20 protein-coding genes and 1 pseudogene are annotated in these 24,437 nt (G+C 43.1%); 13 read left to right on the forward strand and 8 right to left on the reverse strand.

Annotated elements, in window-relative coordinates; translation table 11 throughout:
* Positions 1 to 108 precede the first annotated feature (108 nt).
* On the forward strand, positions 109 to 1,638 hold the full coding sequence (locus AB4167_RS08740) for a DUF3612 domain-containing protein (protein ID WP_372136407.1): 1,530 nt from the start codon (positions 109 to 111) through the stop codon (positions 1,636 to 1,638).
* Between the two features lie 567 nt (positions 1,639 to 2,205).
* Here the strand turns inward: AB4167_RS08740 and AB4167_RS08745 are convergent.
* Positions 2,206 to 3,855, reverse strand: a complete 1,650-nt coding sequence (locus AB4167_RS08745; protein ID WP_017060608.1) for a DEAD/DEAH box helicase — start codon at positions 3,853 to 3,855, stop codon at positions 2,206 to 2,208.
* A 163-nt stretch (positions 3,856 to 4,018) separates the two neighbouring features.
* Positions 4,019 to 5,374 carry a diguanylate cyclase gene (locus AB4167_RS08750; protein WP_372136408.1) on the reverse strand — a complete coding sequence of 452 codons (1,356 nt, stop codon included), beginning with the start codon at positions 5,372 to 5,374 and terminating at the stop codon, positions 4,019 to 4,021.
* Positions 5,375 to 5,657: 283 nt separating this feature from the next.
* Between AB4167_RS08750 and AB4167_RS08755 the strand changes: the two genes are divergently transcribed.
* Positions 5,658 to 6,800 carry a DUF3541 domain-containing protein gene (locus tag AB4167_RS08755; protein ID WP_372132907.1) on the forward strand — a complete coding sequence of 381 codons (1,143 nt, stop codon included), beginning with the start codon at positions 5,658 to 5,660 and terminating at the stop codon, positions 6,798 to 6,800.
* A gap of 144 nt (positions 6,801 to 6,944) precedes the next feature.
* Here AB4167_RS08755 and AB4167_RS08760 read toward each other — a convergent pair whose 3' ends face one another.
* From AB4167_RS08760 to AB4167_RS08770, 3 genes are all read right to left on the reverse strand, one after another.
* Positions 6,945 to 7,562 carry a class I SAM-dependent methyltransferase gene (locus AB4167_RS08760; protein ID WP_372136409.1) on the reverse strand — a complete coding sequence of 206 codons (618 nt, stop codon included), beginning with the start codon at positions 7,560 to 7,562 and terminating at the stop codon, positions 6,945 to 6,947.
* A gap of 45 nt (positions 7,563 to 7,607) precedes the next feature.
* Positions 7,608 to 7,877, reverse strand: a complete 270-nt coding sequence (locus AB4167_RS08765) for a hypothetical protein (protein WP_017064869.1) — start codon at positions 7,875 to 7,877, stop codon at positions 7,608 to 7,610.
* 321 nt (positions 7,878 to 8,198) lie between these two features.
* The gene (locus tag AB4167_RS08770) at positions 8,199 to 9,407 is read right to left on the reverse strand and encodes a NupC/NupG family nucleoside CNT transporter (protein ID WP_372136410.1); all 1,209 of its coding nucleotides are present in this window, start codon (positions 9,405 to 9,407) and stop codon (positions 8,199 to 8,201) included.
* Positions 9,408 to 10,020: 613 nt separating this feature from the next.
* Here AB4167_RS08770 and AB4167_RS08775 point away from each other — a divergent pair.
* From AB4167_RS08775 to AB4167_RS08790, 4 genes are all read left to right on the forward strand, one after another.
* Positions 10,021 to 10,497, forward strand: coding sequence for a hypothetical protein (locus AB4167_RS08775; RefSeq protein WP_008217326.1), 477 nt, complete (start codon positions 10,021 to 10,023; stop codon positions 10,495 to 10,497).
* A gap of 284 nt (positions 10,498 to 10,781) precedes the next feature.
* On the forward strand, positions 10,782 to 11,051 hold the full coding sequence (locus AB4167_RS08780; protein WP_017064872.1) for a PTS sugar transporter subunit IIB: 270 nt from the start codon (positions 10,782 to 10,784) through the stop codon (positions 11,049 to 11,051).
* Between the two features lie 10 nt (positions 11,052 to 11,061).
* Positions 11,062 to 12,318 carry a PTS ascorbate transporter subunit IIC gene (locus tag AB4167_RS08785; RefSeq protein ID WP_017069229.1) on the forward strand — a complete coding sequence of 419 codons (1,257 nt, stop codon included), beginning with the start codon at positions 11,062 to 11,064 and terminating at the stop codon, positions 12,316 to 12,318.
* A complete protein-coding gene (locus AB4167_RS08790) occupies positions 12,315 to 12,764 on the forward strand; it encodes a PTS sugar transporter subunit IIA (protein ID WP_017069228.1) in 450 nt (149 codons plus the stop codon). The genes AB4167_RS08785 and AB4167_RS08790 overlap by 4 nt, the downstream gene beginning before the upstream one ends.
* Before the next feature lie 134 nt (positions 12,765 to 12,898).
* On the opposite strand, the gene AB4167_RS08795 is transcribed toward AB4167_RS08790, so the two are convergent.
* Entirely contained in the window at positions 12,899 to 14,164 is a 1,266-nt protein-coding gene (locus tag AB4167_RS08795) for an HD-GYP domain-containing protein (protein ID WP_372136411.1), read from the reverse strand.
* Positions 14,165 to 14,389: 225 nt separating this feature from the next.
* Between AB4167_RS08795 and AB4167_RS08800 the strand changes: the two genes are divergently transcribed.
* Positions 14,390 to 14,926 carry a GNAT family N-acetyltransferase gene (locus AB4167_RS08800; protein ID WP_102571144.1) on the forward strand — a complete coding sequence of 179 codons (537 nt, stop codon included), beginning with the start codon at positions 14,390 to 14,392 and terminating at the stop codon, positions 14,924 to 14,926.
* Between the two features lie 152 nt (positions 14,927 to 15,078).
* Here the strand turns inward: AB4167_RS08800 and AB4167_RS08805 are convergent, their stop codons facing one another.
* Both AB4167_RS08805 and AB4167_RS08810 read right to left on the reverse strand, forming a co-directional pair.
* Complete coding sequence (locus AB4167_RS08805; RefSeq protein ID WP_065584997.1) at positions 15,079 to 16,428, reverse strand: sensor histidine kinase KdpD; 1,350 nt, start codon at positions 16,426 to 16,428, stop codon at positions 15,079 to 15,081.
* Complete coding sequence (locus tag AB4167_RS08810; RefSeq protein ID WP_017060591.1) at positions 16,421 to 17,110, reverse strand: response regulator transcription factor; 690 nt, start codon at positions 17,108 to 17,110, stop codon at positions 16,421 to 16,423. The genes AB4167_RS08805 and AB4167_RS08810 overlap by 8 nt, the downstream gene beginning before the upstream one ends.
* 182 nt (positions 17,111 to 17,292) lie before the next feature.
* Between AB4167_RS08810 and AB4167_RS08815 the strand changes: the two are divergent.
* The 6 genes and pseudogenes from AB4167_RS08815 to AB4167_RS08840 all read left to right on the forward strand — a co-directional run.
* A pseudogene (locus tag AB4167_RS08815) lies at positions 17,293 to 18,681 on the forward strand (putative bifunctional diguanylate cyclase/phosphodiesterase); the annotation flags it as partial.
* Between the two features lie 250 nt (positions 18,682 to 18,931).
* Positions 18,932 to 19,411 carry a type II secretion system protein gene (locus tag AB4167_RS08820; RefSeq protein ID WP_017060589.1) on the forward strand — a complete coding sequence of 160 codons (480 nt, stop codon included), beginning with the start codon at positions 18,932 to 18,934 and terminating at the stop codon, positions 19,409 to 19,411.
* An 835-nt stretch (positions 19,412 to 20,246) separates the two neighbouring features.
* Complete coding sequence (locus AB4167_RS08825) at positions 20,247 to 21,992, forward strand: EAL domain-containing protein (RefSeq protein ID WP_017066680.1); 1,746 nt, start codon at positions 20,247 to 20,249, stop codon at positions 21,990 to 21,992.
* A 223-nt stretch (positions 21,993 to 22,215) separates the two neighbouring features.
* The gene (locus tag AB4167_RS08830) at positions 22,216 to 22,587 is read left to right on the forward strand and encodes a GntR family transcriptional regulator (RefSeq protein WP_017079597.1); all 372 of its coding nucleotides are present in this window, start codon (positions 22,216 to 22,218) and stop codon (positions 22,585 to 22,587) included.
* Positions 22,584 to 23,438 carry an ABC transporter ATP-binding protein gene (locus AB4167_RS08835; protein ID WP_017079596.1) on the forward strand — a complete coding sequence of 285 codons (855 nt, stop codon included), beginning with the start codon at positions 22,584 to 22,586 and terminating at the stop codon, positions 23,436 to 23,438. The genes AB4167_RS08830 and AB4167_RS08835 overlap by 4 nt, the downstream gene beginning before the upstream one ends.
* Positions 23,438 to 24,295 (forward strand): hypothetical protein, encoded by an 858-nt coding sequence (locus tag AB4167_RS08840; RefSeq protein ID WP_017083226.1) that lies wholly within the window; start codon positions 23,438 to 23,440, stop codon positions 24,293 to 24,295. Before AB4167_RS08835 ends, AB4167_RS08840 begins: the two co-directional genes overlap by 1 nt.
* The last annotated feature ends 142 nt before the right edge of the window (positions 24,296 to 24,437 follow it).

The raw sequence follows: 24,437 nt of genomic DNA on the forward strand, positions 1-24,437 counted from the left end.
AGAGCAATTATTCCAAACTAACGTTTAATTTATTTGTCATTTTGTGAATTGCTTAGTTTGTAGATTAGCGCTTTTTTACATACAATTTCACAACAAAAATTTTACAATGTGAATTTTACAAATATGGCCTTGTCAAAAAGTTTAGTTCGTCAGTCACATTTCCTAGGTACGAAAATACGTAACCTAAGAAAACGTAACCATTTAACGATGGAAGACCTGTCTGCGCGTTGTATTAGAATCGACCCAGAATGTGCTCCTTCCGTTTCTTACCTTTCAATGATTGAACGTGGAAAGCGGGTTCCGAGCATCGATATGCTGGAAGTGATTGCACAGGTCTTTCAGAAGAATCCGGCGTGGTTCCTCGACGACGAATCTGAACAACAAGCCATTGCTCCTGATAAGGGGAATCGTGGTGGGATAAGTGGCATGGCGCTCGAGCCGAGCTTCCTATTCTCAAACGACATCCTGCAAATTGCGATTCCTGAGATGCTGTCACAAACGGGCATTTCAGGCCGCCAGTTTGCGCACCTCTTGATTCGAGCACACCAAGAGAGCAACCAGAACCACTTCCCTGACCTTGAGCGCGCTGCGGAAGAAGTAGGCTTAAAACGTCTTAACCTCAGCGTAGAAGACCTGATAGACATCGCTAGAAGCCTAGGAATCAACATCCGCTGGGTAACGCGAACGCCGCAAGACGTAGTCGATGAGCTCGGAATTAACGCTAAGCAGTTGGTGACCTCCTTCTTTGAGCCTCCCGGTACTATCTTCTTAAACGAGATCCTTAAAGAGTACCCAACCCGTCTGAAATACGACCTTTCGGTTTATATCGGTCATTGCATTCTGCACAGCAAAGAGGGCCTAAAGAGTGTGTTGTCGGTCGGTAACAACAACACGTGGGACGACAACCAGATATCGGGATCTTCACAGCTCAACTCCCAAGATATTCTTCAAGCATGGCGAGACTTTGAATCTAGCTTCTTTGCTGGTGCACTTCTGTGTCCGAAAGTTCCGTTTAGACAGCTACTCGACCGCACTGGTTACGAAATCGACGTTCACAAAAGAGCAGGGGTTTCCCCCTCTGTTGCGATGCGTCGAATGACTGTAGTATCGCCCTACCCTCACTGGCACTACTTTGATGCTTATGGGCCGGGGAAACTCAAGGCGGTATATCGCGGAAACGGGATTCCACTGCCTTGGGGAAATATGAGAACGGTCGCTGACCCATGTCAACATTGGGCTGTGTTCCGTCGATTATCAGAACCTCGAGCGGGAAGCTCGGCTCAAATATCCATTTTGAACGTGGGTGATGAGCCAAGGATCTACTGCTGTGAATCCATCAATATGACGGATCCTGCGGGTAACAATCGTGTGTTGTGTGCTGGTATAGATCTCAACCCTGCAATTGATGCTCAAGGCGGTAATTCAAGAGACATAGCAGAGCAGCTTAAAGCGTCATGCGTTAACAATGGTGGCTCTGTGGCAATTCCGCGTAACATCAAAAAAGATCTCACGACAATAGCCAAGATTCTAAATATAAATTGGATTGAACGTGGGATTGAGACAGAGGCGAGGCTTATCTGCTCCAGAGGTGGAGAATGCCCACGCCAACCAAGCTGTTACTCGAAGTGTGGTGAGTAAAAAAGTAATAACAAAAAATAGAACCTAAAATTCAGGCAAAAAAAAACCAATCACAATAAGGGTGATTGGTCATATATTTTGTGTGAACAAGAAAGGTTCACTAACAACGTCAGTTGGCTAGGTGACCCTCGGCTTAAGAAGGGTCACTATTACTAATGCAGCATGCGTGCCAACTTTTAAAACACGTATTTACTACGCATCTGGACACGTATTGGCCGTATATCCTTGTTTGTTTTGCAAACTGGAATTGCAAATTGCAAAATCCAACAAAAACGCTAGTGATTATGTTATTATTAATGAATAATTAAAGATTCATTACCCTTCCCAAAAATGTCATATTTCCCTTAGATTCAATCACTTTAAACAGCAATAAACCTCCCCTAGCTTACTCAAGCTATACGGTTACTCAACATAAACAACACCCTAAACAACGCCCATAAAAAAACGCGAACATTGAGATTCAATATTCGCGCTTATTCGATTTCTATGACAGAAAGAACTTAACCCACCAGACGCCTTTTTATAAAGCGACTCCTGTTCATTGCTCTTTCAATATCTCAGAAAAGATTACTTCTGAGGAGCTGGCTTAGAACGGCTTCGAGACGGTTTGTTTGTCGAAGGTTTGTTGCTTGTCGGCTTATTTGACGACTTGCTTGGGCCGTAGCTGCCGCCGTAACCAGACTTCTTAGGTTTGCCTGCAGGTTTACCCGCGTTGTTTGGCTTACCAGTACCGTTAGATTTACCCGCACCGCTTGGTTTGCTCAGAGTGTTCTGAGCACCTGCGTTATTTGCAGCAGGTTTATTGCCCGCACTACCGCGTTTAAAGTTGCTGCCGTTGTTTCTTACTGATTTATCTTCAGTTGTCGCAGCTGAGTTGTTTTCAGCAGGTTTCTTACCAGATGTCGGCTTACGCTTTGGAGCCGAACCATTACCAGCTACATGACGCTTGTTCTTACCTGCTGGCTTGTGCCCGCGAGCGTTATCACCAGAGCGTTGACCATCAGCATGTTCACGTGGCTGTTTTGCTTTCTTCGGTTTCTTAGGCTTGATTGGACGTGAATCCAACCGAGACTCAGGTAACTTATTTACTGGAGAGAAACCTTCCAGTTCACGACGCTCTAGCACTTGTTGAATCAGGCGTTCAATACCGAACAGCTCACCCACTTCATCAGCACAAACCAATGAAATCGCTTTACCTACTTCACCTGCACGGCCAGTACGACCGATACGGTGTACATAGTCTTCTGATACATGAGGAAGATCGAAGTTAACTACTTGAGGCAGTTGCGGGATATCGATACCACGAGCGGCGATATCAGTTGCAACAAGTACTCGTACCTTACCTGTTTTGAAGTTCTCTAAGGCTTTAGTACGTGCACCTTGGCTCTTGTTACCATGGATAGGTGCAGCAGTGATGTCTTGCTCTTCAAGGAAGCGAGCAAGCTTGTTCGCACCGTGTTTCGTCTTGCTGAACACCAACACTTGTTGCCAATCGTTATCTTTGATTAGCTTCGCTAGCATTGCGCTCTTTTTCTTTTTGTCTACTGGGTAGATGCTTTGCTCAACCGTTTTTGCCGTCGAGTTTGCAGGGCTTACTGAAATCTCAACAGGATTGTTCACTAAGCCTTTCGCTAAGCTGCGGATATCATCAGAGAACGTCGCTGAGAACAGTAGGTTCTGACGCTTCTTAGGCAAGAAAGCTAAGATCTTACGAATATCGCGGATGAAACCCATGTCTAGCATGCGGTCCGCTTCATCTAGCACTAGGATTTCTAGTTGGTCAAAACGCACTGCATTTTGGTTGTATAGGTCAAGTAGACGACCAGGTGTTGCCACCAACACGTCACTACCTTTACGCAGTTTTTGCATCTGAGGGTTAATCTTCACACCACCAAACACTACCGTCGAAGTCAGCGGTAAGTTAATACCGTACTTCACTACGCTGCCATTCACTTGCGCAGCAAGCTCACGAGTTGGCGTTAGCACGAGCGCACGAACTTGGTTCTGACGTACGCGAGTACCTTTCGATAACATTTCAAGAATAGGTAGCGTGAAGCCTGCAGTTTTACCTGTACCTGTTTGAGCAGCGGCCATAACATCTTTGCCCGTTAGGACAGCTGGCACGGCTTTCTCTTGTATTGGTGATGGCTTATCGTAACCTTGTGCTTCAATAGCTTTAAGGATCGGTTCAGAAAGGCCAAGGGAGGTAAAACTCATAGATTATTTTCTCAGTTGAATAACATTTAGTATGAGCAACACGTTAAAAAGTGCGTTGCTTCAGCTTTTGCTCATCAAATACATTGATACGGAGCAAAGCGCGGTATTCTGAGGCTTTTCCCCCCATTCAGCAACTAAATTCTAATCGCAGCTAAAATTCAACCTAGATAACTTGTCGCTTCTGTTCGTACATTTTTTCATCAGCGGCTTTCAAGAGCGCATCGACATCATTGTAGTTACTATTGTGAATAACCCAACCCACACTGATTCTGAGATAAATAGAGTGCGCTTCGTACACAACTGGCGCCGAGCATATCGCCTTTCGTAGTTTAGTCACGATTGAAGATACGTGTTGATCATCGATGATGCGTGGCAACAAGACCAAGAACTCATCACCGCCAATCCTTGCAACGATATCTGAAACACGCAGCTCACTTCTTATGCGGTTAGCACACTCGATCAATACCTGATCGCCTGCCGCGTGACCATAAGTGTCGTTGATTGCTTTAAACCCATCGAGGTCGATATTTACAACAGCAAAGGTTCTCGCTCTCTGTTTTTGAGTGGTTTTGAAGGCCTGCTTGAGGCTATACATGAAGTATCGACGATTCGGCAACATCGTTAACTCATCATGCATAGAGCGGCTATCTGCAATGCGGTAAAGGCGATAAATAGTAAAGAAAGCAAACGCCAGCACTAATATTATGGAGTAGCCCACCAGCCTTACCGCTTGGATGCGATACCAAGGCTCATCCATCAATACATGTTCGTTACCGGAGAGAGCAAGGTACCAACCCCCGTATGGAAAACTCACCTGTTCAGTGGCAAACGCATTATCGAACACATCCTGAGTACCATAAAAGACAGCGCCATCTTTCCCTGAACTGTTTGCACCACGAATTGCTAATTCATACTTGTTCTCTATCTTGCCGATTCCAACATCTTCAAACAGCTCATCTAAACCGATAACAGCACTGGAGACACCCCAATAATCTTGATTAAAAGGCGGATCTCGGAAGATCGGAGTACGTGTAATAAGGGCTTGCCCACCTTGAAACAGCTCAAAAGGACCAGCAATAAAGGTGTTGCCAAAATTACGGGCTATCTCAACAGACTCCCATTGATTTGGGTGATCACGATAATTAATACCGAGAATCTGCTCATTACCTTCCATCGGGTAAACAAAATTTAGAATGTCGTCTTTGGCGAGTCCGATAAGTCGAATATGGAAGCCATCTTGAATGATATTCTCTGCAATCTTATCCCAATTTTTTACCTCTCCATCGGGGTTGATGGTCACTAAGGTCGAGAAATTATTGAGGATATACATATCTGACACGATCGCGGCTTCAATCCGAGAACGAATAATGGATAGTTGCTTTTTTGCCTCTGAATACGATTCGTTTTTAAGAAAAGTTAATTGCTTGACATGAAAGAACTCAATTGCGCTTACTATCGCAAGGAAAAAAAGAAAAGATACTACTCTGGCAGACCACTGCTTGCTAGAACCACTTGGCATTTACGAACCTCTAACACTATTGTTCTATATACTGCCTTATAACGGCTCATTTCTGACTTATTGCCCCAGTATGCCGCTAAGTCATTAAAAATCCATACTGACGTCGACTATCTATCAAATATTGAGTGATCCATCACTTCAAACTTCTTTACTAAACGAATGGTTTAATCAAAAAGGGTTAGTGAACCTTATAAAGCTTACATTGTATTGACTCAACGCTTACATTGAAGGATTCATCAATGTTATTTTACATAGACTAATAATCAGCTTGGTACCTCACGACATGAAGTTAAAAACTATCACACTGTGTACATTGCTATCAGCCTCGGTTGCCGTTCACGCACAAGAAAACGTTCAAGCGCCAACCGCAGTGAACGTTCAATCCCAAGCAGATTCGCTCAATTCTCAAGAACAATCTTTCAAGCAATCTGCAGACCTAATTCGCACCACCTACGAAAGCCAGCTTTACACCCTGCCTGCATTCAAAGAAGGTCACTACGGGCTGCGCATGTATCGTCAAACATTAGACGATAAGTATTCAGCGGCGGTGTGGAGCGACATGGCTCGAGTGGCAAGCAAGCTCAGCACCCTGTCGAATGACGTTCAAACCATGGAACAAATCGTACTCTACTCAGAGAAGCGAGTTGCATCTTATATTGGTGATAACGATGAGCGCAGTATTCGACGCTACAACATCACCAAGCACATGCCTGAATACCTTTACCTTGGTGTTGACCTTCTAGGCTCTATGGCTCGTGCTAACGAATACGGTTTAGAACACAAGAACGATGCCAAGCTACGCGAAATCATTCGTCGCTATGACTTCTCACGATACGTGACCAATGAAGACATGGTGAAAGCGTGGGCCGCTCAATTAGCGAATCAGGTTTACTGGTTGCGCCAACTGGGTGAGCAGGATATCGTTGATGAGTTTGTCGATACCTTCAAAAAAGCGTATCCAGACGATAAAGACAAAAAACTCTCAAGCCAGCAATTCGGCAATAAGATCTATGGTATGACACACGTCATCTTCGGCGACTCAGAATATTACCAACATCAAGTAAGCGAACAAGACCATCAATGGATCTACGATTACTTTAGAGAAAACATCGATACGATTCTGCTGCGTGCGAAAGAAGATGTGATTGCTGAGGTTGGATTAACCTTCTTATTGGCAGGTTTAGAAGATGACCCAGTTCTAGAGAAAACTCGACTCGCGATTCAAGCTTCAATCGATGAGAAACAAGGCATGATCCCTTCAATTACTGGCGATTTTGACCTTGAGTACGGTGAACACCGCAACGTATTAGCAATCATGCTACTCGATTGGCAGCAAGTGAATGAAGCGCCGACTTATGAAGGCAACCCTAAGGTGTTTACTAACATCCCTTACGGACTCATTAAAAACCAACCACCGAAGAACTAGCAACATACCTAGCCTAGGTTCATCATAGAACCCAAAAAGCCTCATACCTTTCAAGGCTGCGGCTTTTTGCTGTTTACTACGTCAGTACTCGTATCAAAAGTTGTTAATATCAAAACCTGCGTAAAGATAAAAACAAAGACGACATCAAGCTCCTGACACGGCTTTGTTCATCACTATCGTAAAATCCCCTTCTGCGTAGCCCTCCGTTAAAGAGACATCATCGCAGAGCGTTTTACAGAAACGATAGACACCTTGAGGGTGATAACTCATCAAGGTATTACGCGAAGGATACTGGCTTGAGTTGAGAAGATTAAAAATCACCGTCTGATTCGCCAGTTCATACATGCGAGTAATCATGTTTGTCAGATAATCAGAATCACGAGAGATGTAGTTCAGTGAACCACTAGCGATGACAATGTCGTGCGTCTCAAGGTTCATTTTGCTCATATCACCCGCCAAAAACTGACAACGATCTTCTGTGTAGTTTTGCTTCGCCTTCTTAAGAAAGCCTGCGTGTTGGTCAACGCCGGTATAAGATTGAATACGATAGATGCTGTCGAGCAGTTCAAACAGCTCGCCATAGCCGCAACCCAAATCTAAAACACTCTTCTTTTCGAAGTCCGCCGCACGAGCGATTACTTCAAAGCGACACAATTGACTCTCTTCGCTAGTCCAACCTAAAGCTTTAGCCTTGTCGCCATTCGAGCGGTTAGTTTGTTTCCGATGATAGCGATACACCTTCCAACGATCGAGCCAGTGCATTCAAATCAGCCCTACTTCAATGAACATCAGCACACCTTGATAAGATTAAGCTTTAGAACTTGAAGAAAAGAGCCCACCGATTTTATAACCGATCGCATAGCAAACCACGGCGACAGTAACAAACACCAATGCCGAGAAGAAATACGCTACAGACGCTGCGACACCAGCCCCCCACACCACGCTGAACACCAAACCGAGATAAGCCTCTTTTGGCCACTGGTAGATAGGAAACTGAGCGCCGCCAGCAATTAGGTAAACCATCGCAAACAAGCCAATGAAGGTAACAATAAGACCGATGAGAACGCGAATGTTCATGGAGAGACCCTTGATTAATTTAGCTTGGTTGCCATTGTTCCTAATCGAAAGCGGATATGCTTAGTCGGAACCGAATATTCTCAATCGAAATCGAATGTTCTTAATCGAAGCCGAATGTTATTAATCGCAACCTGATGATATTCAAGTATATCGGATAAAAGGAACTGGCTCTATTACTCTTCCGAGTGAGCTTTTACTCACGATAGACAAATCACAGTCGACGGCCAAAACCTGATTTCGCCTGATTAACAGGCACAAAAAAGCGGACACCCTCCTTACGTTAACTCCGTAAGTAAAGTGTCCGCTTTAACTGAATATAGCTTAAAGCAGGATGAAAATACCCGCTAAGCATGCACTCATTAGGTTTGCTAGCGTACCAGCAGCTACAGCTTTCAAACCTAAGTTTGCAACTTCAGCACGGCGCTCTGGTGCCATAACACCGATTGAACCTAACTGAATCGCGATAGAACCAATGTTAGCAAAGCCACATAGAGCAAAAGTCACGATCACTTGGCTGTGTTCAGATAACAGAGCTTTGTTCTCAACGAAGTCGATGAAAGCAACAAACTCGTTCATAACGATCTTCTGACCGATGTAAGAACCCGCCATCAATACTTCGTCACTTGGGATACCGATCAGCCATGCAAGAGGCGAGAACAGGTAACCAAAGATAGCTTGCAGCGTAATGCCCGCAAAACCAAACGTTTCACCTAGGCTTTCTAGGCCAGTATTGACCATCGCAATCACACTCACGAAGGCAACCAACATAGTACCAACCGCTACCGCAACCTTCATACCGTTCATCGCACCGCTTGCCAATGCATCAATCACGTTGCTTTGGTCAGCTTTATCTAGTTCGATATCGTCGTAATCACTTGGTGTGCTGCGCTCAGGAACAATGATCTTCGCCATTAACAGACTGCCCGGAGCCGCCATAAAGCTTGCAGCGATAAGGTATTTAAGCTCAACACCAAGGCCAGCATAACCACCAAGTACACTACCCGCTACCGACGCCATACCACCTGCCATTACAGCAAACAGTTCCGAACGAGTCATAGACTTTAAAAAGGGACGAATAAGAAGAGGAGACTCACCCTGAGAAAGGAAGATATTACCTGTAGCAACCAGAGATTCAGCTTTACTTGTACCCAGCAGTTTTTGCACCGCTCCGCCCAAGATTTGAATCACTTTCTGCATAACGCCTAAATAATAGAGCGCAGAGATCAAAGCACTGAAGAAGATAATGATTGGAAGTACGCGAATCGCGAAAATGAAACCTTCAGTAGCCAGATCACCAAATAGGAAAGCGATACCAACGTCTGCAAAACCAAGCAAACTCGAAACGCCATTGCTTAGGCTTGTTAACGCCAGTTGTCCCCAAGGGAAATACAATACTAAGGCTGCAAAACCGATTTGAAGTAATAGTGCACGAGAGACCGTTTTCCAGTTAATTGAAGAACGACTTTCAGATAACAGGTACGCGCAAGCAATCAGTGCAAGAACACCGACAAAACCAAATAGAATATTCATAATGTGTCCTAGTAATCCTTAAAGAGTGAACATGAGCCAAGCAAATGACATCAAAGGAACAGGACAAAGAACCGCAAGCAAAACGCTACGCGATGAAGGAGCTAACAGGGTTAGCGAATGTAACAACGAGTTGTTCATGTAAAAAATCACCTTATACAAGCAGTGGAACGTAGCTGGTCCGGTCCGTGGGGTCATTCACATATCCATGTGACGGCTTGTATTGGCTAAGCACCGGCTTAAAACCGGAAGAGAAGTATAAACAGTTAAGTGAGACTTTCATCACATTTTTTAACGCAAACGATCGCGCGATCAAGGATTAAGCAAAATGTATTGTTTGTCGTCGTTTTCGAGCTTCAAAACTGTAAACAATCTGTAGGGAGTTGAATTTGTAATGTTAAGTCTTTAAGTGTGTGAGCGTAATCACTCGGTTAATTCTGTGTGATTCTTACTACTTTTCTGTGCTCTGCCTCATTTCCCGAGACTTCAAGATTCATCTTAAGTTTAGATGCGTATATACTTTGTATGACCTCACCAAATAATTATCTATAAAATACCAATAGAGCTGATCAGATATAACAGCCTTTGAGACTAAGAGAGGAAACACGTGAAGAAAATGGAAGCTCCGCACGATATGAACATTGGAGCTAAATTCAAAACAAATAGACACGGTTATGTGACAGTAGTTGAATATTATAATACTCATACTGTTATCGTCGCGTTTGAAAACACCGGAAATATTCGAGCTATCAGTGCGGCTAAATTACGTACAGGTCAACTCACCGATCGTTCGGTTGCTCCTGAGTCAATTATGATTGGCGAACAGGTTGAATCGGTTAAACACGGAATATTAACCATTACTCAAGTTGAGTCTGAAAATATTGTCGTGTTAACAAATGCTGATAATGAAGAAATTAGAATGCTATTGCCAGCAGTACAAAAAATGAAAGACAAAGTTGAAGATATTGATGAAGATAAACTTGAAGCATCAAAACCAACCTCTCTAAGCCAGCTAACTAAAAGAAGTAAAAAGACTAAAGACGTTAATAGCATGCTTAAGAAAATGCTTACCGATTACGGCCGATACGATTAATTCTCTGTTTTCAACAATAAAGCCTCTATAGATTTATATTCTAATATAAAAACTAGTTAAGCCTGCCTTTCTCAATAAAATACGTTGCATATTCGAGTGAAAAGTTAAATTTGATCAAAGTCTCACTCTGGATCTTCACTACAAATTAACGAGATCCCCATCACAATCTCATTTTAGTTTTGTGATGGGGATCTTATTGAAATCTGAATACTTCCATTACTATGCTCTCACACAATAAGAGAACGAAGTTTCTCAACCCCTAAAATCCAATTGAGACAAATATTATGAAAAAGATTCTTGTAGTTTGCGGTAACGGCCTTGGTACTTCTCTAATGATGGAAATGGCAGTAAAAGAAGTCGCTAAAAAAATCGGTTTCGAAGCAGAAGTTGATCACGAAGATCTATCATCTGCAGCATCAAGCAACGCGGATATTTGGGTTGCCGCAACAGACGTTGCAAACCAACTAAAAGACGCTGGTAAAGAGAACATCATCAGCCTTAAAAATATTTTTGACAAAGCATCTATTGAAGAACAACTAAAAACTTTCATGTAAGGTCAAAATTATGCAAAACTTTTTCGAGTTCATGCTCGGCTTATTAAAAGAGCCGGCGATCATGGTAGGTTTAATTGCTTTTATTGGCCTGGTTGCACAAAAAGCAGATGTTTCTACCATTCTAAAAGGCACAATTAAAACCGTAATGGGTTTCCTAATTTTAGGTTTTGGTGCTGGCGCTCTTGTTGGCGCACTAAATAACTTCTCTGTTGTATTTACTGAAGCATTCGGCGTAAGTGGTGTTATTCCAAATAACGAAGCAATTGTTGCATTAGCACAAGAAGCATTCGGTTATGAAATGGCTCTAATTATGTTCTTCGCATTCGTTGTGAATATTTTATTGGCTCGTTTAACACCTTTAAAATATATTTTCTTAACGGGTCACCACACAATGTTCATGTCTATGCTGGTAGCGGTAATCCTGTCTACAGCTAACATCGAAGGCACTGCTCTCGTTGCAATCGGCTCGATCATTGTGGGTTCACTGATGGTTATCATGCCTGCACTTGCTCAAAAATACACAGAGAAAGTGATGGGTACTGATCAGTTGGCGATGGGTCACTTCTCAACGTTCTCATACTTAGTATCGGGTTACATTGGTAGCAAGTTTGGCGACACTTCAAAATCAACAGAAGACATCAACGTACCTAAAAGCCTAATGTTCCTGCGTGATACGCCAGTTGCTGTAGCAACAACAATGGCTATCTTCTTTATGTTTGCCTCAATTGTTGCTGGCGGTGACTTTGTTGAAACAGTATCAGGCGGTCAAAACTGGGTAGTATTCACCTTCATGCAATCTCTTGTGTTTGCCGGTGGTGTTTACATCGTACTGCAAGGTGTGAAGATGCTGATTGCTGAAATCGTTCCTGCATTCAAAGGTATCTCTGACAAACTAGTACCGGGCGCAAAACCTGCTCTAGACTGCCCTATGGTATTCCCTGTAGCACCAAACGCGGTACTTATCGGTTTCCTTTGTTCTTTCGCTGCTGGCCTACTAGCAATGGCAGTTCAAGGCGCGCTTGGCTGGACAATCATTGTAGCTGGCGTCGTTCCACACTTCTTCGTAGGTGGTGCAGCAGGCGTTTACGGTAATGCGACAGGCGGTCTACGCGGTGCAATTCTAGGTTCGTTCTCGCAAGGTCTGTGTATCTCTTTCCTACCAATGCTACTGCTTCCAGTACTGGGTGGCCTTGGTCTTGAAGCGACAACGTTTGCTGACTTCGACTTCGGTGTTGTTGGTCTTATCCTAGGGTGGATTGTTTCATGAGCTTATTCGATTTAATTGGTAACCAAGGCGTTATCATCAACTCTGAAGAAAACCTAACGGTTGATGCAGCGATTGATGTGACCTGTTCAACACTGCTAGCAAGCAACAAAATCGAAGCAAGCTATGTTGAAGCTATCAAGCAAAAGCACAAGGACATCGGCGCGTACTATGTTCTGGCACCAAAAATTGCGATGCCTCATGCTCGCCCTGAAGATGGTGTGAACGAAGCATCACTGCAAGTAACGGTATTCAAAAAGGGTGTTGATTTAGAGTCAGAAGACAACGGTGACGTTTACCTTTCGATTACTCTGGCGGCGATGGACTCAGATAGCCACATCCATACGATTATGGCGCTATCAGAGTTGTTCCAAAATGATAATGACATTGATGCCATCATCGCAGCGGAAACTGAGCAAGCGATCATCGAGATCTTAAAGCGATACTAATCTCGATCTAAAAATCCTGATAAGCCCCCATTAAAAAAAGCGATAGCCTCGGCTATCGCTTTTCTGTTTCTGGTGTTTAGTCATTTCGACCGAGTATGAGTTTAGGCGTCACACCTCGAAAGCATTCAGTGGCGTTAAAACGCGTACATTCGTTTGTCTGTCGATAATTCAAAGCAATATTGCGCGTGTTTATTAAGGCACTCAAACACTTCTCGATCCAACTTAAAGTTATCAACGTGGTCCCTCAAAATAGCGAGAGTCTCTTCTAACGTCATGCCTCCACGATAAGGTCGAGACTGAGTTAGCGCTTGAAACACATCCACCACAGCAACAATTCGACTGGGTTGATCCAACTCTTCCGCCGTTTTTCCCATTGGGTAACCCGAACCATCTAACCTTTCATGGTGATTAGATGCCCACTGACAAACCTGAGGTGAACTGAACAACTCCTGCAATGCGAATCGAGTGTCCGTTGCATGGCGTTTAATACAGCAATACTCTTCTTCAGTGAGTAAATCCGGCTTATGCAGAATGTCATTAGGGGTTTGCAGTTTACCGATATCATGGACTAACCCAGCCAGATAGAGTTTGCGCTGAGTGGTGTAGGAATAACCCAGCTGTTTGGCGAGGTATTCTGAAAGCTGCCCAACCTTTAAAGAGTGCTTAAAGGTAAACGAACTTTTGGTATCAACAACATTGGCGATAAACTCGGCAAAGGCCACCGTCTCATCCAGCGACATTTGCTGGGAGAAAAATGGCACAGGTTCAAAGTTATCCCTCATGTTCTCGATGTATGGAATCTCCATAGAAAACCAGAAGTCATCCAAATCAACCAACTCGCACATGTGTTGCACAAGGTTGGTTTCGAACATCTCATCCGCTTGTTCAGTCAAACGTTCAATGATGCTCGCTTTGCCATCTGGTGTTAGGTTTCCATAACGATCAGAAGAGGTTATGCCGTATAGATAATCGACTCTATCGGCAAGCATCACGATGGCAGCTAGTTCTCTTTCTAACTCGCTGATATGAATAGCCCTTAGCTCAGACCACGGAGTATGGTGATAAAGAACCGGCTTAGCAAATATAGAAAGAACTGGGCACTCTTTTAAGATTTGGTAGCCCTTTTGACAATGGTGATAGCTTGAGTCAGGTACAAACCCAGAAGTTAAGCTGAGCTGCTCATCAATTTGCGATACGCCACAGTCGTGAATTAACCCCAATGAAAACGCAAGTTGCGCCTGCTCTTCTTCCCATCCGACACTCAGTGCACATCGATACGCGATATAACCGACCCTCTGTCCATGGTTTTTGCTTTCGAAACCGACGTTATCAAGCGCCTTAGCAATACCAAATAGAGCCTTTCTCAGGTCTACGGTTACCTCTTGGCAATGTTGAATCATTATTTAAGCCTAGCATTTTTATAGTTTTTATATATTTAGGCTGCTAATACTAATGCATAGCTAATGATTATATACACAACTATTGTAAGGTTTAATGAGTTTCGTGATAGAACTAACGTATCACGAAAAATCCGTGCTACAAGTGGTTGCATATTGAAAATCATGCGACATTATAGTCTGCCGACCAAAAATCACTAAATCATCAGCCAAAAGAAAAGGAAAGACATGTTTAAAACGATTATCGATAACGAACTATCCATCGCATTGGTTGAAGAGAGTTTCGCTTCTCACTATGCGGAAATCTCACAAAGTCAGAATGAGTATCTAAGCCAATGGCTTGTGTGGCCACCACATTGTAAAACCGAGCAAGACTTTAGGATCTTCATCCAGCGCTCGCTACACGATTATGCGGAAGGCCAAAGCATGACATGTGCGATTGTGTATAAAGGTAATATCGTCGGTAACTGTAGCTTCAACACCATTGACCACAACAAACAGAAAGTCACGATAGGCTACTGGCTGTCTGAATCATACCAAGGTAAAGGGATAGTCACCCGTGTGGTCGAAAAACTGATTGATATTGCTTTCAATGAGTTAGATATGGAAAAGATTGAAATATCAGCTGCCACTGAGAACATGAGCAGCCGTAAAGTTTGTGAGCGCTTACATTTCACGTTAGAAGGTATTATAACTCGTAACGAGAACTTGAATGGCCGCATCGTAGACCACGCTATTTATGGACTTCATCGCTCTAAGCTCTAAGCTCTAGGCTCTAGGCTCTAGGCTCTAGGCTCTAGGCTCTAGGCAGTAGTAACTAAGAAGTCACTCGCTTGTAAATCGGAATATAACAAAGCCACGGTATTAGTCGGTGGCTTTGTTATTTGACGAGCCTGAAGAGTTCTTAAAGCTGCAGCTTATGCGATCTTAGGAATCACGATACTGAACTTGGCGCCACCATAGTTGCTGTCGTCGATTTTGATATCCCAAGAAAGCTTTTTAGCCGCCGATAGAGCAATCGCGAGGCCCAACCCCAATCCACCGTTGGTCGACGTTCTGCTTGAGTCTAGTCGAGAGAACGGAAGGAATACCTCATCACGCCTATTCTCTGGTATTCCAGAACCATTGTCTTCAATCACCACCAGCCAGTTTTCTGAGTTCTCATCCAGCGTCATCCACACTTTGTCTTGTGTGTAATTACCCGCATTCTTGAGAACGTTATCGAACACCAAGCGTGCCATTGAGCAATCACACTTAATCTTGCACTCTAGCTGTACCTTAGATTCAAAGGTGGCATTGTCTAGTTTCGAGTAACGAATTCGGTCTAGGCAATACTCACGAAGATCGGAGGTCACTTTAACGAGCTCAAAGAAAGAGTTATCCATGACATTCAACTTCGACAGCATGATAATTTCTGACGTGAGCTCGTTGATATCCTCAATGTAGGTATCAATGTCATCGAAAAGAACCTGATGATTATCGGGGGCTCCCCTTCTTAGGATATCGGTCGCCAGTTGAATACGACTTAGCGGAGTTCGTACTTCGTGTGGGATAGCTTGAGCGAAAATATGACTTTGTTTTACTTTGCTTTCGATCTCTTCAGCCATGAAGTTAAAACTGCTGGCCAAATCAGAAACAGGATGGATGTCGTCCATGTCAGATCGAGTACTAAGCTTGCCCTTACCAAACTGTTTCTGCTTCTCGACGAGCAACTCTATTCTTTCTTGAAAACGCCTCACAGGTAAGTAAACACTTGCTCCAATCGCCACAATCACAGCCAACAACAGCCCTAACAAAAAGTGTCGTTCTGAGTCTTCGTACCATTCAATGTCAGGAGAGAAAAAGTCCCCTACCTCACTGAACCCAAAACTGAATTTAGAGTTTGGTAGCTGAAACACGGTCGAATAGAGGTTGTCATCACTTAGATATATCGGCACACCGTTTAAGGTTGTGTATAACTCACATTGTTGGCAAGGCGCCTCGCCCGACCAATTCTCCAACAGGCGTAAATTGAAGATATAAAATTGTTGGTAGCCTGTTCTATCGAGCTCTTTATAGAGTGAGTTTTCTTGATTGTGTTGACGAACATACTGCTCCGCAAAGTAGATGCCATCATTGAGGAAGGTTTCGATCTCGGTGCGTCGCATGTACCCCTCACCAAGGTTCAAGAACAAAAATATCGTTGCCGACATCCCAGTCACAATCCCAAGGTATAAGCGAGCAAACATCGAAACCGAGCGAAGCTTCGTAGCAATGAACTTACGCAACCAGCATGTACCCCTTGTTGCGAACCGTACGAATCAACTGTTTGTCTTTTGCGTGAATGCGCAGCTTTCGGCGTAACCCAGACACGCGCATATCAATCGAGCGGTCGTTGAACGCGTAATCTATCCCTCTAAATAACTGACAGCACTGGTCTCGAGTCACGACCTGACAGATGTTATTAACGAGAAGGTTTAAGATTTCAAATTCAGCAGAAGTAAGCTTGAGGTTTTGGCCGTAGAGCGTGGCACTTTGAGCAGAGCTGTTGATTACAATATCGCACTGTTTTTCAGCCGTAGTTTCTTGCGCAGTTTTTACGGGAGTCGCTCGACGCAATAACGCTTCAATTCGCGCTAACAAGGCATGGCCACGAATCGGTTTGGCAACGTAATCGTCCGCACCAAATTTAAACAAGCTGACCTCGCTCATTTCATCGGCGGAAGCCGTTAGCACTAAAATCATTCCATTGTAAAACTCACGGGCTTGACGGCAAATTTGCGCGCCGCTCATCCCTGGAAGCATCAAGTCCAACAGCACTAAATCAGGTTCAATACTACGGATCGCTTCAAGTGCCAAGTTCCCTTCATGAACAACGCTAACATTGTAACCTTCAGCTTCGAGGTAAAGCGTCGTTAGACGAGCTATCTCTTGGTCATCTTCAACAATGAGCACTTTGGTTTTCGACATTCCTATCACCAGTATTTATTAAAAGCGAAGGCAGTATATATACTGGCCATAGATCATCAATATTGGAATCAGAGCCCTACATTTACCGTACGCAAAACATAGTAATCACTTTTGTACATACACGTTTACAGAATAGAGAACCAACAACCGGTGCGCCTTGGTTTATCAAGGTTTCCTCCTTCAGAGCACACCATTTTGATGTGCAAGGAAAGTGGCTCTTTGATAAAAGCGAACTGCTGCTAAACCTAACCTGTACAACAAAGCAAAAAGAGAAGCTGATAAAAGCCAGATACAACGCAGAACACGACTGTTTAACGGAGCTTTATAATCGCCGTGGGATCAGCAACCTTCTAGAAACCAGCATTGCCTATCGCTCACCGTTTGAATTGATGTTTGTCGACCTTGATGGCTTCAAATTAGTTAATGACACTTATGGGCACACTGTCGGAGACCAACGACTCAAACAGGTTGGTGAACGCCTTAAACAGTTGGTTGATGAGAAGTGCATGATAGGGCGATTTGGTGGCGACGAATTCATTGTGATTGCCCACACCTGCCGAAATCAAAATATCCCACTACTTTGCTCTCGCATCATTGATGCCTTAAACCGAAGTTTCCATATCAGAGGCATCGGCAGTTTATCTGTCGGTTGCAGCATAGGTACCGCGCATTTCCCTGATAACGCGGTTGACCAAGAAACATTGCTAAAGCAAGCGGGTATGGCGATGCATCTTGCAAAAGCGAATGGTCGAAACCGCTTCCAAACGTTTACCCCAGACTTAGCACAAACCCTGCATCGCAAAGTAGAGATCCGCCATCGACTGGCACGCGCCATAGAAAACGACGATCTCAACCTTCACTATCAACCGATCATGAACACCAACAGCGACAAGGTGAAAGGGTTTGAAGCCTTGCTTCGATGGTCAGACAAAGAGCTAGGTAACATAGGCCCTGATGACTTTATTAGCTTAGCGGAGGAGACGGGGCAGATTGTACCGCTCGGGAAATGGGTTCTGAACTCTGCACTCAAACAGCTATCGATATGGCAACGTGAGTTTGATAGTGAGTTGATGACGAGTATCAATATTTCGAGTATTCAGATGCACGCGACCTTTGCCGAGCAGCTATTAGCAATGTTGAACTTCTACAATATCCAACCTCAAAGCATCGCCCTTGAGATCACCGAATCTTCCATGATCTTCAAGCATGGTGAAGTCAGGCAAGCGTTAAGCGATATTTCTAAATTGGGCGTAGAGCTTCACCTTGATGACTTTGGCACAGGCTACTCGTCACTGTCGATGTTGCATGACTTACCGATTAGCACCGTGAAACTCGATAAAAGCTTCGTCCACGGTTCACACAAAGGGAGCAAAGCGATTGTCCAAGCCACCCATGCTATCTGTGAAAAATTGGGGCTAAAAGTGGTTGCTGAAGGTGTCGAAACCGAAACGCAAAAAGCGTTCTTAATCGATTGTGGATACCAGTATCTTCAGGGATTTTTATTTAGTAAACCAATTCCCTCAAATGAAGTCGAAAGTCAGTTTTTGAATGGTCGACAATCCTACAATTAAAGACTTATTTATCAATAAATTAAGTCGTTTGAATGCTTCCTAAACAATCGGCTGCTGTGGGTGTGTACGCTTACGTATGCTTACATAGCGTTTAACAGTAAGAGGAAATAATTAAGCTATTGTTTATAAAGAAAATTACTTAGAAATTCACACAATAAAACACCAAACCATTATACCCACTAACTGTAATGACTTTGGTATTTAGATTACCCTCATTCCGTCCCTTTAGCAGAGCAAATAATCGGTAACCATGAACAGACAAAACGGCTTCACTCTTTTAGAACTCATCATCTCTGTATTAATTTTAGCGATCGTTTCGGCGACAGCTATGGTCAAGTTCTTAGACGTTCAAGGAAGTGCTCGGGCGAGTAAAATACATGATGTGGCTGGTAACCTTCGCACGGGTATCGATATGATCTACGCGAAGTCAGCGATTGCTGGCGTTGAGGATGAGTGCAACTATGTTGAAAAGACGGAGATTGAGACCTACTACGTTTGTCATGGTTACCCAATCGCCTATGTTGACTCACTAAGAAGACTGCTCAATATCGACGCAACAGAGCTTCATGTCATCAACAAAGAAGTAGACTCTGGCAGCAATGCAGAAAGAGTAGCCGCCATCTCTTTCGACACCGAAAACTACACCTATTCGCCAGAAGGAGACTTTTGTCAGGTGCTTTATCAGCCAGAAAAAGAACCACAGATCGTGGTGCTTGATGGTGCATGTTAAATACTCAACGATTGCACGCTTCCATAGTTAACACAAAGCCACCGCAACAGATCTTTGAATATCATGTGGTTACGCTAACATTTGCTCAAAAATAACACTAATTGATCTAACTTGTTGCTGCTTATACTTTTAGGCAGTGCTCACGGTATAACAGCAACCTCATTCATATCTTATTTTCATCACTAGCCGATTAATATTTACATAGACACATATTTGATACATATGTCAATAATAATTCCATTAAAATTCTTTAATCAACACATCATGATAAAAATCATCCTTTCCCTATTTTAAATATCCCACCTTAAAGTTTAATTATTTAAATTTCGTAACAGAATAAATTAAAGTCAATCATTCAACAAATATAATTAATTCTATCATTGATTACTTTAATTAAATCACCAAAACAATACGCCACATAAATTATATTAATATCACATAAAATGACATAATTTAATTTTATCATGAAAAATTCTGATAAATCTCACACATCGATAAACCGAATGAATACCATCAGAAGCTACATTAGAAACCTCTAAATCCAGTCGCTAAACCTACCGCGTAGAAGCTGTGAAATGGATAAATACCAAAACAAATGGATAAATCCCCCTTACCCCTTGTAAATCATTGGCTTTCATTTATAAATTCAACTTTTGGGTGAACATCTCCATAACCTTTCATTAAAGCCCAAATTCTGCGATTAGTATCAACATCTTGAGATAAAATGGTGACATTTTGGTGATATTATTTAGATCGAACTCTTGTGTTGAATGAAAATCCCAGCCATCACATATCCATCACACAAATATAATAACTATCGCTTAGGAGTTAAGCTATGCACTGTTCTTTCAATATAAATAACAATAATGAGAGCTTGCAACTAATCTACAATGAAGAAAAAATATACATAAAAAGAGACAGTAATAAGATATCAGAGGAAACTCTTAATAGTAAAGAGAGTTTTGTTTTCAAATACCTTATTGAACACTCGTCAATATCAAACCCTCAATCTGCACGAGATGTTGAAGAATCTTTTAAATTACACTTTGACGAAGAGTTTAGCTTATACGCGTTAAAAAATATTATTGCTTCTATAAGAAAGAAATATCGAAGCTTATGTAAGAAAGCGAAGGTAGATAATAATAGCGAACTTATCTCTAACCTTTATAAGGTAGGTTACTTTATCGATCTCGATAAAAGCTCAACCAACCGTATCGCACCTAAGTACGACATCAACCAGTTCAAGCCCAGCCAGTTCGAGATGTTGAAACTGATGTTCAACACCTATCATCGAGAGCTGATTAAGGCTCTGATAGCCGTGTTCACCATCTCTTCCTTTTTCCTATTCGTTGTCTACTTTTCCCAAATCCTTTATACGACGAAGATTGCGAATGAATACAGTGAGAACACCAAACACATTGCCGCAGAAGTCATGGACTACGGTTGCGATAGCCACGGGGCTGTGCACTCGCTAAGGCACTCGCTCAACCTTGATTCTGTCGTCATGACCACACCTTATGACTCCTGCTATATCTCTAAAACACGTTCTAAGATGATAGAGCTCAATCAATTAGACGACTTCTACGATAGTGCTGACTTTGCCTATTCACGCTTCATGGATACCGAGCACGACATTGAGATGGTTGCTCGAATATCTAAACGATCTATCGAAGCTCGATACAAGAACTCACTATTGCCTCTATTAGTCGATTCGATTTCCATCCAGAAGAATGGTTACCACATCTTAAACCTTGGCGAAGAGAGTAAATCTATCTATCAAACCTCCCTACCAACGGGTGCAACCATCACCTTCTACAGTGACGACATTGTTGCACTATGGATTGCGCTTTCTCTGATACTCGCCACCCTGCTTTATCGCTCCTATATTCTGGGTTTCGTGATCTACCTGTTTCGTTGGAAACACATCTCCTTTGAAGAAGAGCCGATCATCAACACCGAAGACAACTGCGTTCTCTACTACGAGTTGTTATCTCGTGTGCGTAACGTTGGCGTTTTAAGCTTCATCAACACCATGAGACGCACCAATTTACTCACCTTTCATACTATTTTACTCATCGAGACAGTCAGAAAAGCGAAGTTAAACAACAGCCATGAGATCTATGGTGTCAACGTGTGTCCGAGTGCTTTGGTAGGGTCGAACTTCGCAAGGCTCAGAGAGCATTTAGCCGCGATGGAAGCGAATGAGTTTGTCGTAGAGATTACTGAATATTCGAACATTGGCTATGGGTGTGAGGTTATCGATAACATTAAGGATATCAAAAAGCTTGGTATCACTATCGCTCTGGATGACTTTGGTACGGGCAATAACAACATCGAAATCATCAATGTTATCTCTCCGGCCTATCTAAAACTGGATCGTTGCTTTGTTAAGGATATCGAGTCAGGAGAGCATCATCAGGGTGTATTGCTCAATATCTCGGAGATTGGACGCCTATCAAATATCACAATGATTTATGAAGGTGTCGAGACGCGTAGGCAGCAATATATCTTGTGTCAGTTAGGCTACAACTTACATCAAGGTTACCTATATAGCCGGCCTAATGACTCAAAGGAGCAATAGGCCCAGCCTAATAGAAATCTTGATCAGCAACCATTCCCTATTCAAATAATCATCGCTTATACAGCTGCTTGAGAGCCCACAAGGATGTAGGCTTCAAGTGCCCTCCCCACCAAACGTGCTTTATCTAAACATAAAAATACCCGATGCACTTTCATAAAATCCTTGCCAACTCGAATAAATAGGTTAGTGTTATACACATGTATATCACCATGCAGTTTTAATTATGACCGAATGGAAAGACGACCAACCGATTTTTAGGCAGCTTGCCTCAAAGATCAGTGACCAAATTCTTCAAGGTGTTTGGTTAGAGCAACAAGCATTACCCTCTGTGCGTGCGGTTGCTGCCGATCTCAAGATCAACCACCTTACTGTCATGAAAAGCTATCAGTTACTGGTGGATGAAGACTTGGTAGAGAAAAAACGCGGCCAAGGCATGTATGTGGCCGAAGGGGCACTTCAAAAATTGAAAGAGTCTGCACACCAATCATTCATCAACACACAGATCCCAGCCATCGCTGAGACGCTAGGCATCATTGATATGAGTGTCGAAGAACTCGTGAAACAGCTAGCACAACATATAAAGGACAAGTCATGAGTACTTTACTTTCCGTGAAAAACGTAACCAAAACCTATTCAAATCAAGTGGGTGTCGAGAACATCAGCTTTGAGTTAAAACCGGGGCAAGTGCTTGGACTGCTGGGCCATAATGGCGCAGGGAAATCGACACTGATCAAATCACTGCTTGGTGGACACAACTATCAAGGTGAGATTGAAGTAAACGGCTACCACCCTATCCACCAGCACGCAGAGCTCATGCAGCACTTGTCGTACATCTCAGATGTTAACGTGTTACCAGAGTGGATGACGGTTAAACAACTGCTTCGATACACACAAGGTGTGCACCCTAGCTTCAACAAGCAAAAAGCAGAACAGACATTAAGCAGCACCAACATCAAGCTCTCTTCGACTATCAAGCAGCTTTCTAAGGGAATGAAGGTACAACTTCACCTTGCGATCATCATCGCGACTGACACTCAAGTGTTGATCTTAGATGAGCCGACACTGGGCTTAGATTTGCTGTACCGCGATACTTTTTATCGCCACCTACTAGAATGGTTCCACGACGGTGAACGCGCCATGATCATTGCAAGCCATGAGGTTTCAGAAATTGAACACCTCTTAACGGATGTACTGATTTTGAAGCAAGGTCATTGTGTACTGCAAAAAAGCATGGAAGACATCGAGAGCGACTATTTCATTATTGAAGTCGCAAACAACCATTCAAGCGAGATTCAGAAACTCAACCCACTGACCTCACAATCAGGGCTAGGCACTACTAAGTGGTTATTGGAAGGTCAATACAAAGCGCAGGTTGAATCACTGGGTAACATCTATAACGTTGGTCTCGCAGATCTATTCCTTGCAACACAGATGGAGAAGGCATAATGCATCCAAGTTTTTACATGCTAGAAAAAGAACTCATCGAGCACAAAGTTAACACTCGATTGCCTCTGTTTGTCGCGTTATGTGGTTTCTTACTGTTCGTTGGTCTGTTCTTTAATGGCGCAGCGCAACATGAGTTTTTCTTTGAAATGCAAGTGAACGGTGACGTAAGCGACATCCACAGAGAGTTCGCACAAGATCTCAACTCAGTGATCTACTTTGGCGCAGGCCTTATTTCACTGATCCTGTCAACGCTTTACATCCCTAAAACGCTGCGTAAAGAACGCCAAGAAGGCAGTTCAATGTTTTGGAGAAGTATGCCGGTATCAAATGCAATGACTCACGGCGTGAAGCTAGGCTTCGGTTTAGTGGTTATTCCGGCTATCTGTGCATTGTTAGTGCTGTTCGCAGATTTTCTATTCTGGATATTGAACGTCTCAAGTGAGCAACAACTGGCGCTATTGGTTGAACAACAATCTCTGTTTTATGTGCTGAGCAACTGGGTCGTGTTTTTTGGACGAATGATGTTAGTTGCACTGGTTTTATTGCCACTGGCAACCGTCACTCTAGCGATTTCGCAGCTGGTAAACTCTCCATTGCTTGTCATTTTCATCTCAAGCTATGCGATTAAGTTCCTCTCTGTCGCAGTGTTTGGGTTCTATGGCATCAATGACTTCCTATCTCTCATCGCGTCATTACCAATGAATGTACTCATAGCAAGCAACCCATTAAGTGCGATTGCAGAAGCGCCGATTTTATCTTTAGGTATTTACGCACTGATCGGTGTTGGTGGCTATCTACTGAGCCTAAAGCTAAATAGAACGGACGATGTGAGCTTAAAGACGCTGTTCCAACGTTAGAGTCTATCCTAAGCACGAGCCTTTATCGGGCAGTCACATCAGATATCAAAATCTAAATCAAAGCTTCTGAGAAATCGGGAGCTTTTTTATTATCAAGACGTTAACGAGTACAGGGATGCGATAACAAGGAACAAGGAACAAG

Origin of the sequence: Vibrio sp. 10N.286.49.E11 (genome assembly GCF_041469505.1) — a bacterium.
Classification (GTDB): domain Bacteria; phylum Pseudomonadota; class Gammaproteobacteria; order Enterobacterales; family Vibrionaceae; genus Vibrio; species Vibrio crassostreae_C.

Excerpts from the sequence above, each read along its gene's own strand:
- AB4167_RS08830 (WP_017079597.1), top strand. The coding sequence starts at position 22,216 with ATGACCGAATGGAAAGACGACCAACCGATTTTTAGGCAGCTTGCCTCA.
- AB4167_RS08775 (WP_008217326.1), top strand. The coding sequence starts at position 10,021 with ATGGAAGCTCCGCACGATATGAACATTGGAGCTAAATTCAAAACAAAT.
- AB4167_RS08765 (WP_017064869.1), bottom strand. The coding sequence starts at position 7,877 with ATGAACATTCGCGTTCTCATCGGTCTTATTGTTACCTTCATTGGCTTG.
- AB4167_RS08785 (WP_017069229.1), top strand. The coding sequence starts at position 11,062 with ATGCAAAACTTTTTCGAGTTCATGCTCGGCTTATTAAAAGAGCCGGCG.
- AB4167_RS08755 (WP_372132907.1), top strand. The coding sequence starts at position 5,658 with ATGAAGTTAAAAACTATCACACTGTGTACATTGCTATCAGCCTCGGTT.
- AB4167_RS08790 (WP_017069228.1), top strand. The coding sequence starts at position 12,315 with ATGAGCTTATTCGATTTAATTGGTAACCAAGGCGTTATCATCAACTCT.
- AB4167_RS08770 (WP_372136410.1), bottom strand. The coding sequence starts at position 9,407 with ATGAATATTCTATTTGGTTTTGTCGGTGTTCTTGCACTGATTGCTTGC.
- AB4167_RS08750 (WP_372136408.1), bottom strand. The coding sequence starts at position 5,374 with ATGCCAAGTGGTTCTAGCAAGCAGTGGTCTGCCAGAGTAGTATCTTTT.
- AB4167_RS08800 (WP_102571144.1), top strand. The coding sequence starts at position 14,390 with ATGTTTAAAACGATTATCGATAACGAACTATCCATCGCATTGGTTGAA.
- AB4167_RS08835 (WP_017079596.1), top strand. The coding sequence starts at position 22,584 with ATGAGTACTTTACTTTCCGTGAAAAACGTAACCAAAACCTATTCAAAT.
- AB4167_RS08840 (WP_017083226.1), top strand. The coding sequence starts at position 23,438 with ATGCATCCAAGTTTTTACATGCTAGAAAAAGAACTCATCGAGCACAAA.
- AB4167_RS08795 (WP_372136411.1), bottom strand. The coding sequence starts at position 14,164 with ATGATTCAACATTGCCAAGAGGTAACCGTAGACCTGAGAAAGGCTCTA.
- AB4167_RS08745 (WP_017060608.1), bottom strand. The coding sequence starts at position 3,855 with ATGAGTTTTACCTCCCTTGGCCTTTCTGAACCGATCCTTAAAGCTATT.
- AB4167_RS08825 (WP_017066680.1), top strand. The coding sequence starts at position 20,247 with ATGCACTGTTCTTTCAATATAAATAACAATAATGAGAGCTTGCAACTA.
- AB4167_RS08820 (WP_017060589.1), top strand. The coding sequence starts at position 18,932 with ATGAACAGACAAAACGGCTTCACTCTTTTAGAACTCATCATCTCTGTA.
- AB4167_RS08760 (WP_372136409.1), bottom strand. The coding sequence starts at position 7,562 with ATGCACTGGCTCGATCGTTGGAAGGTGTATCGCTATCATCGGAAACAA.
- AB4167_RS08780 (WP_017064872.1), top strand. The coding sequence starts at position 10,782 with ATGAAAAAGATTCTTGTAGTTTGCGGTAACGGCCTTGGTACTTCTCTA.
- AB4167_RS08810 (WP_017060591.1), bottom strand. The coding sequence starts at position 17,110 with ATGTCGAAAACCAAAGTGCTCATTGTTGAAGATGACCAAGAGATAGCT.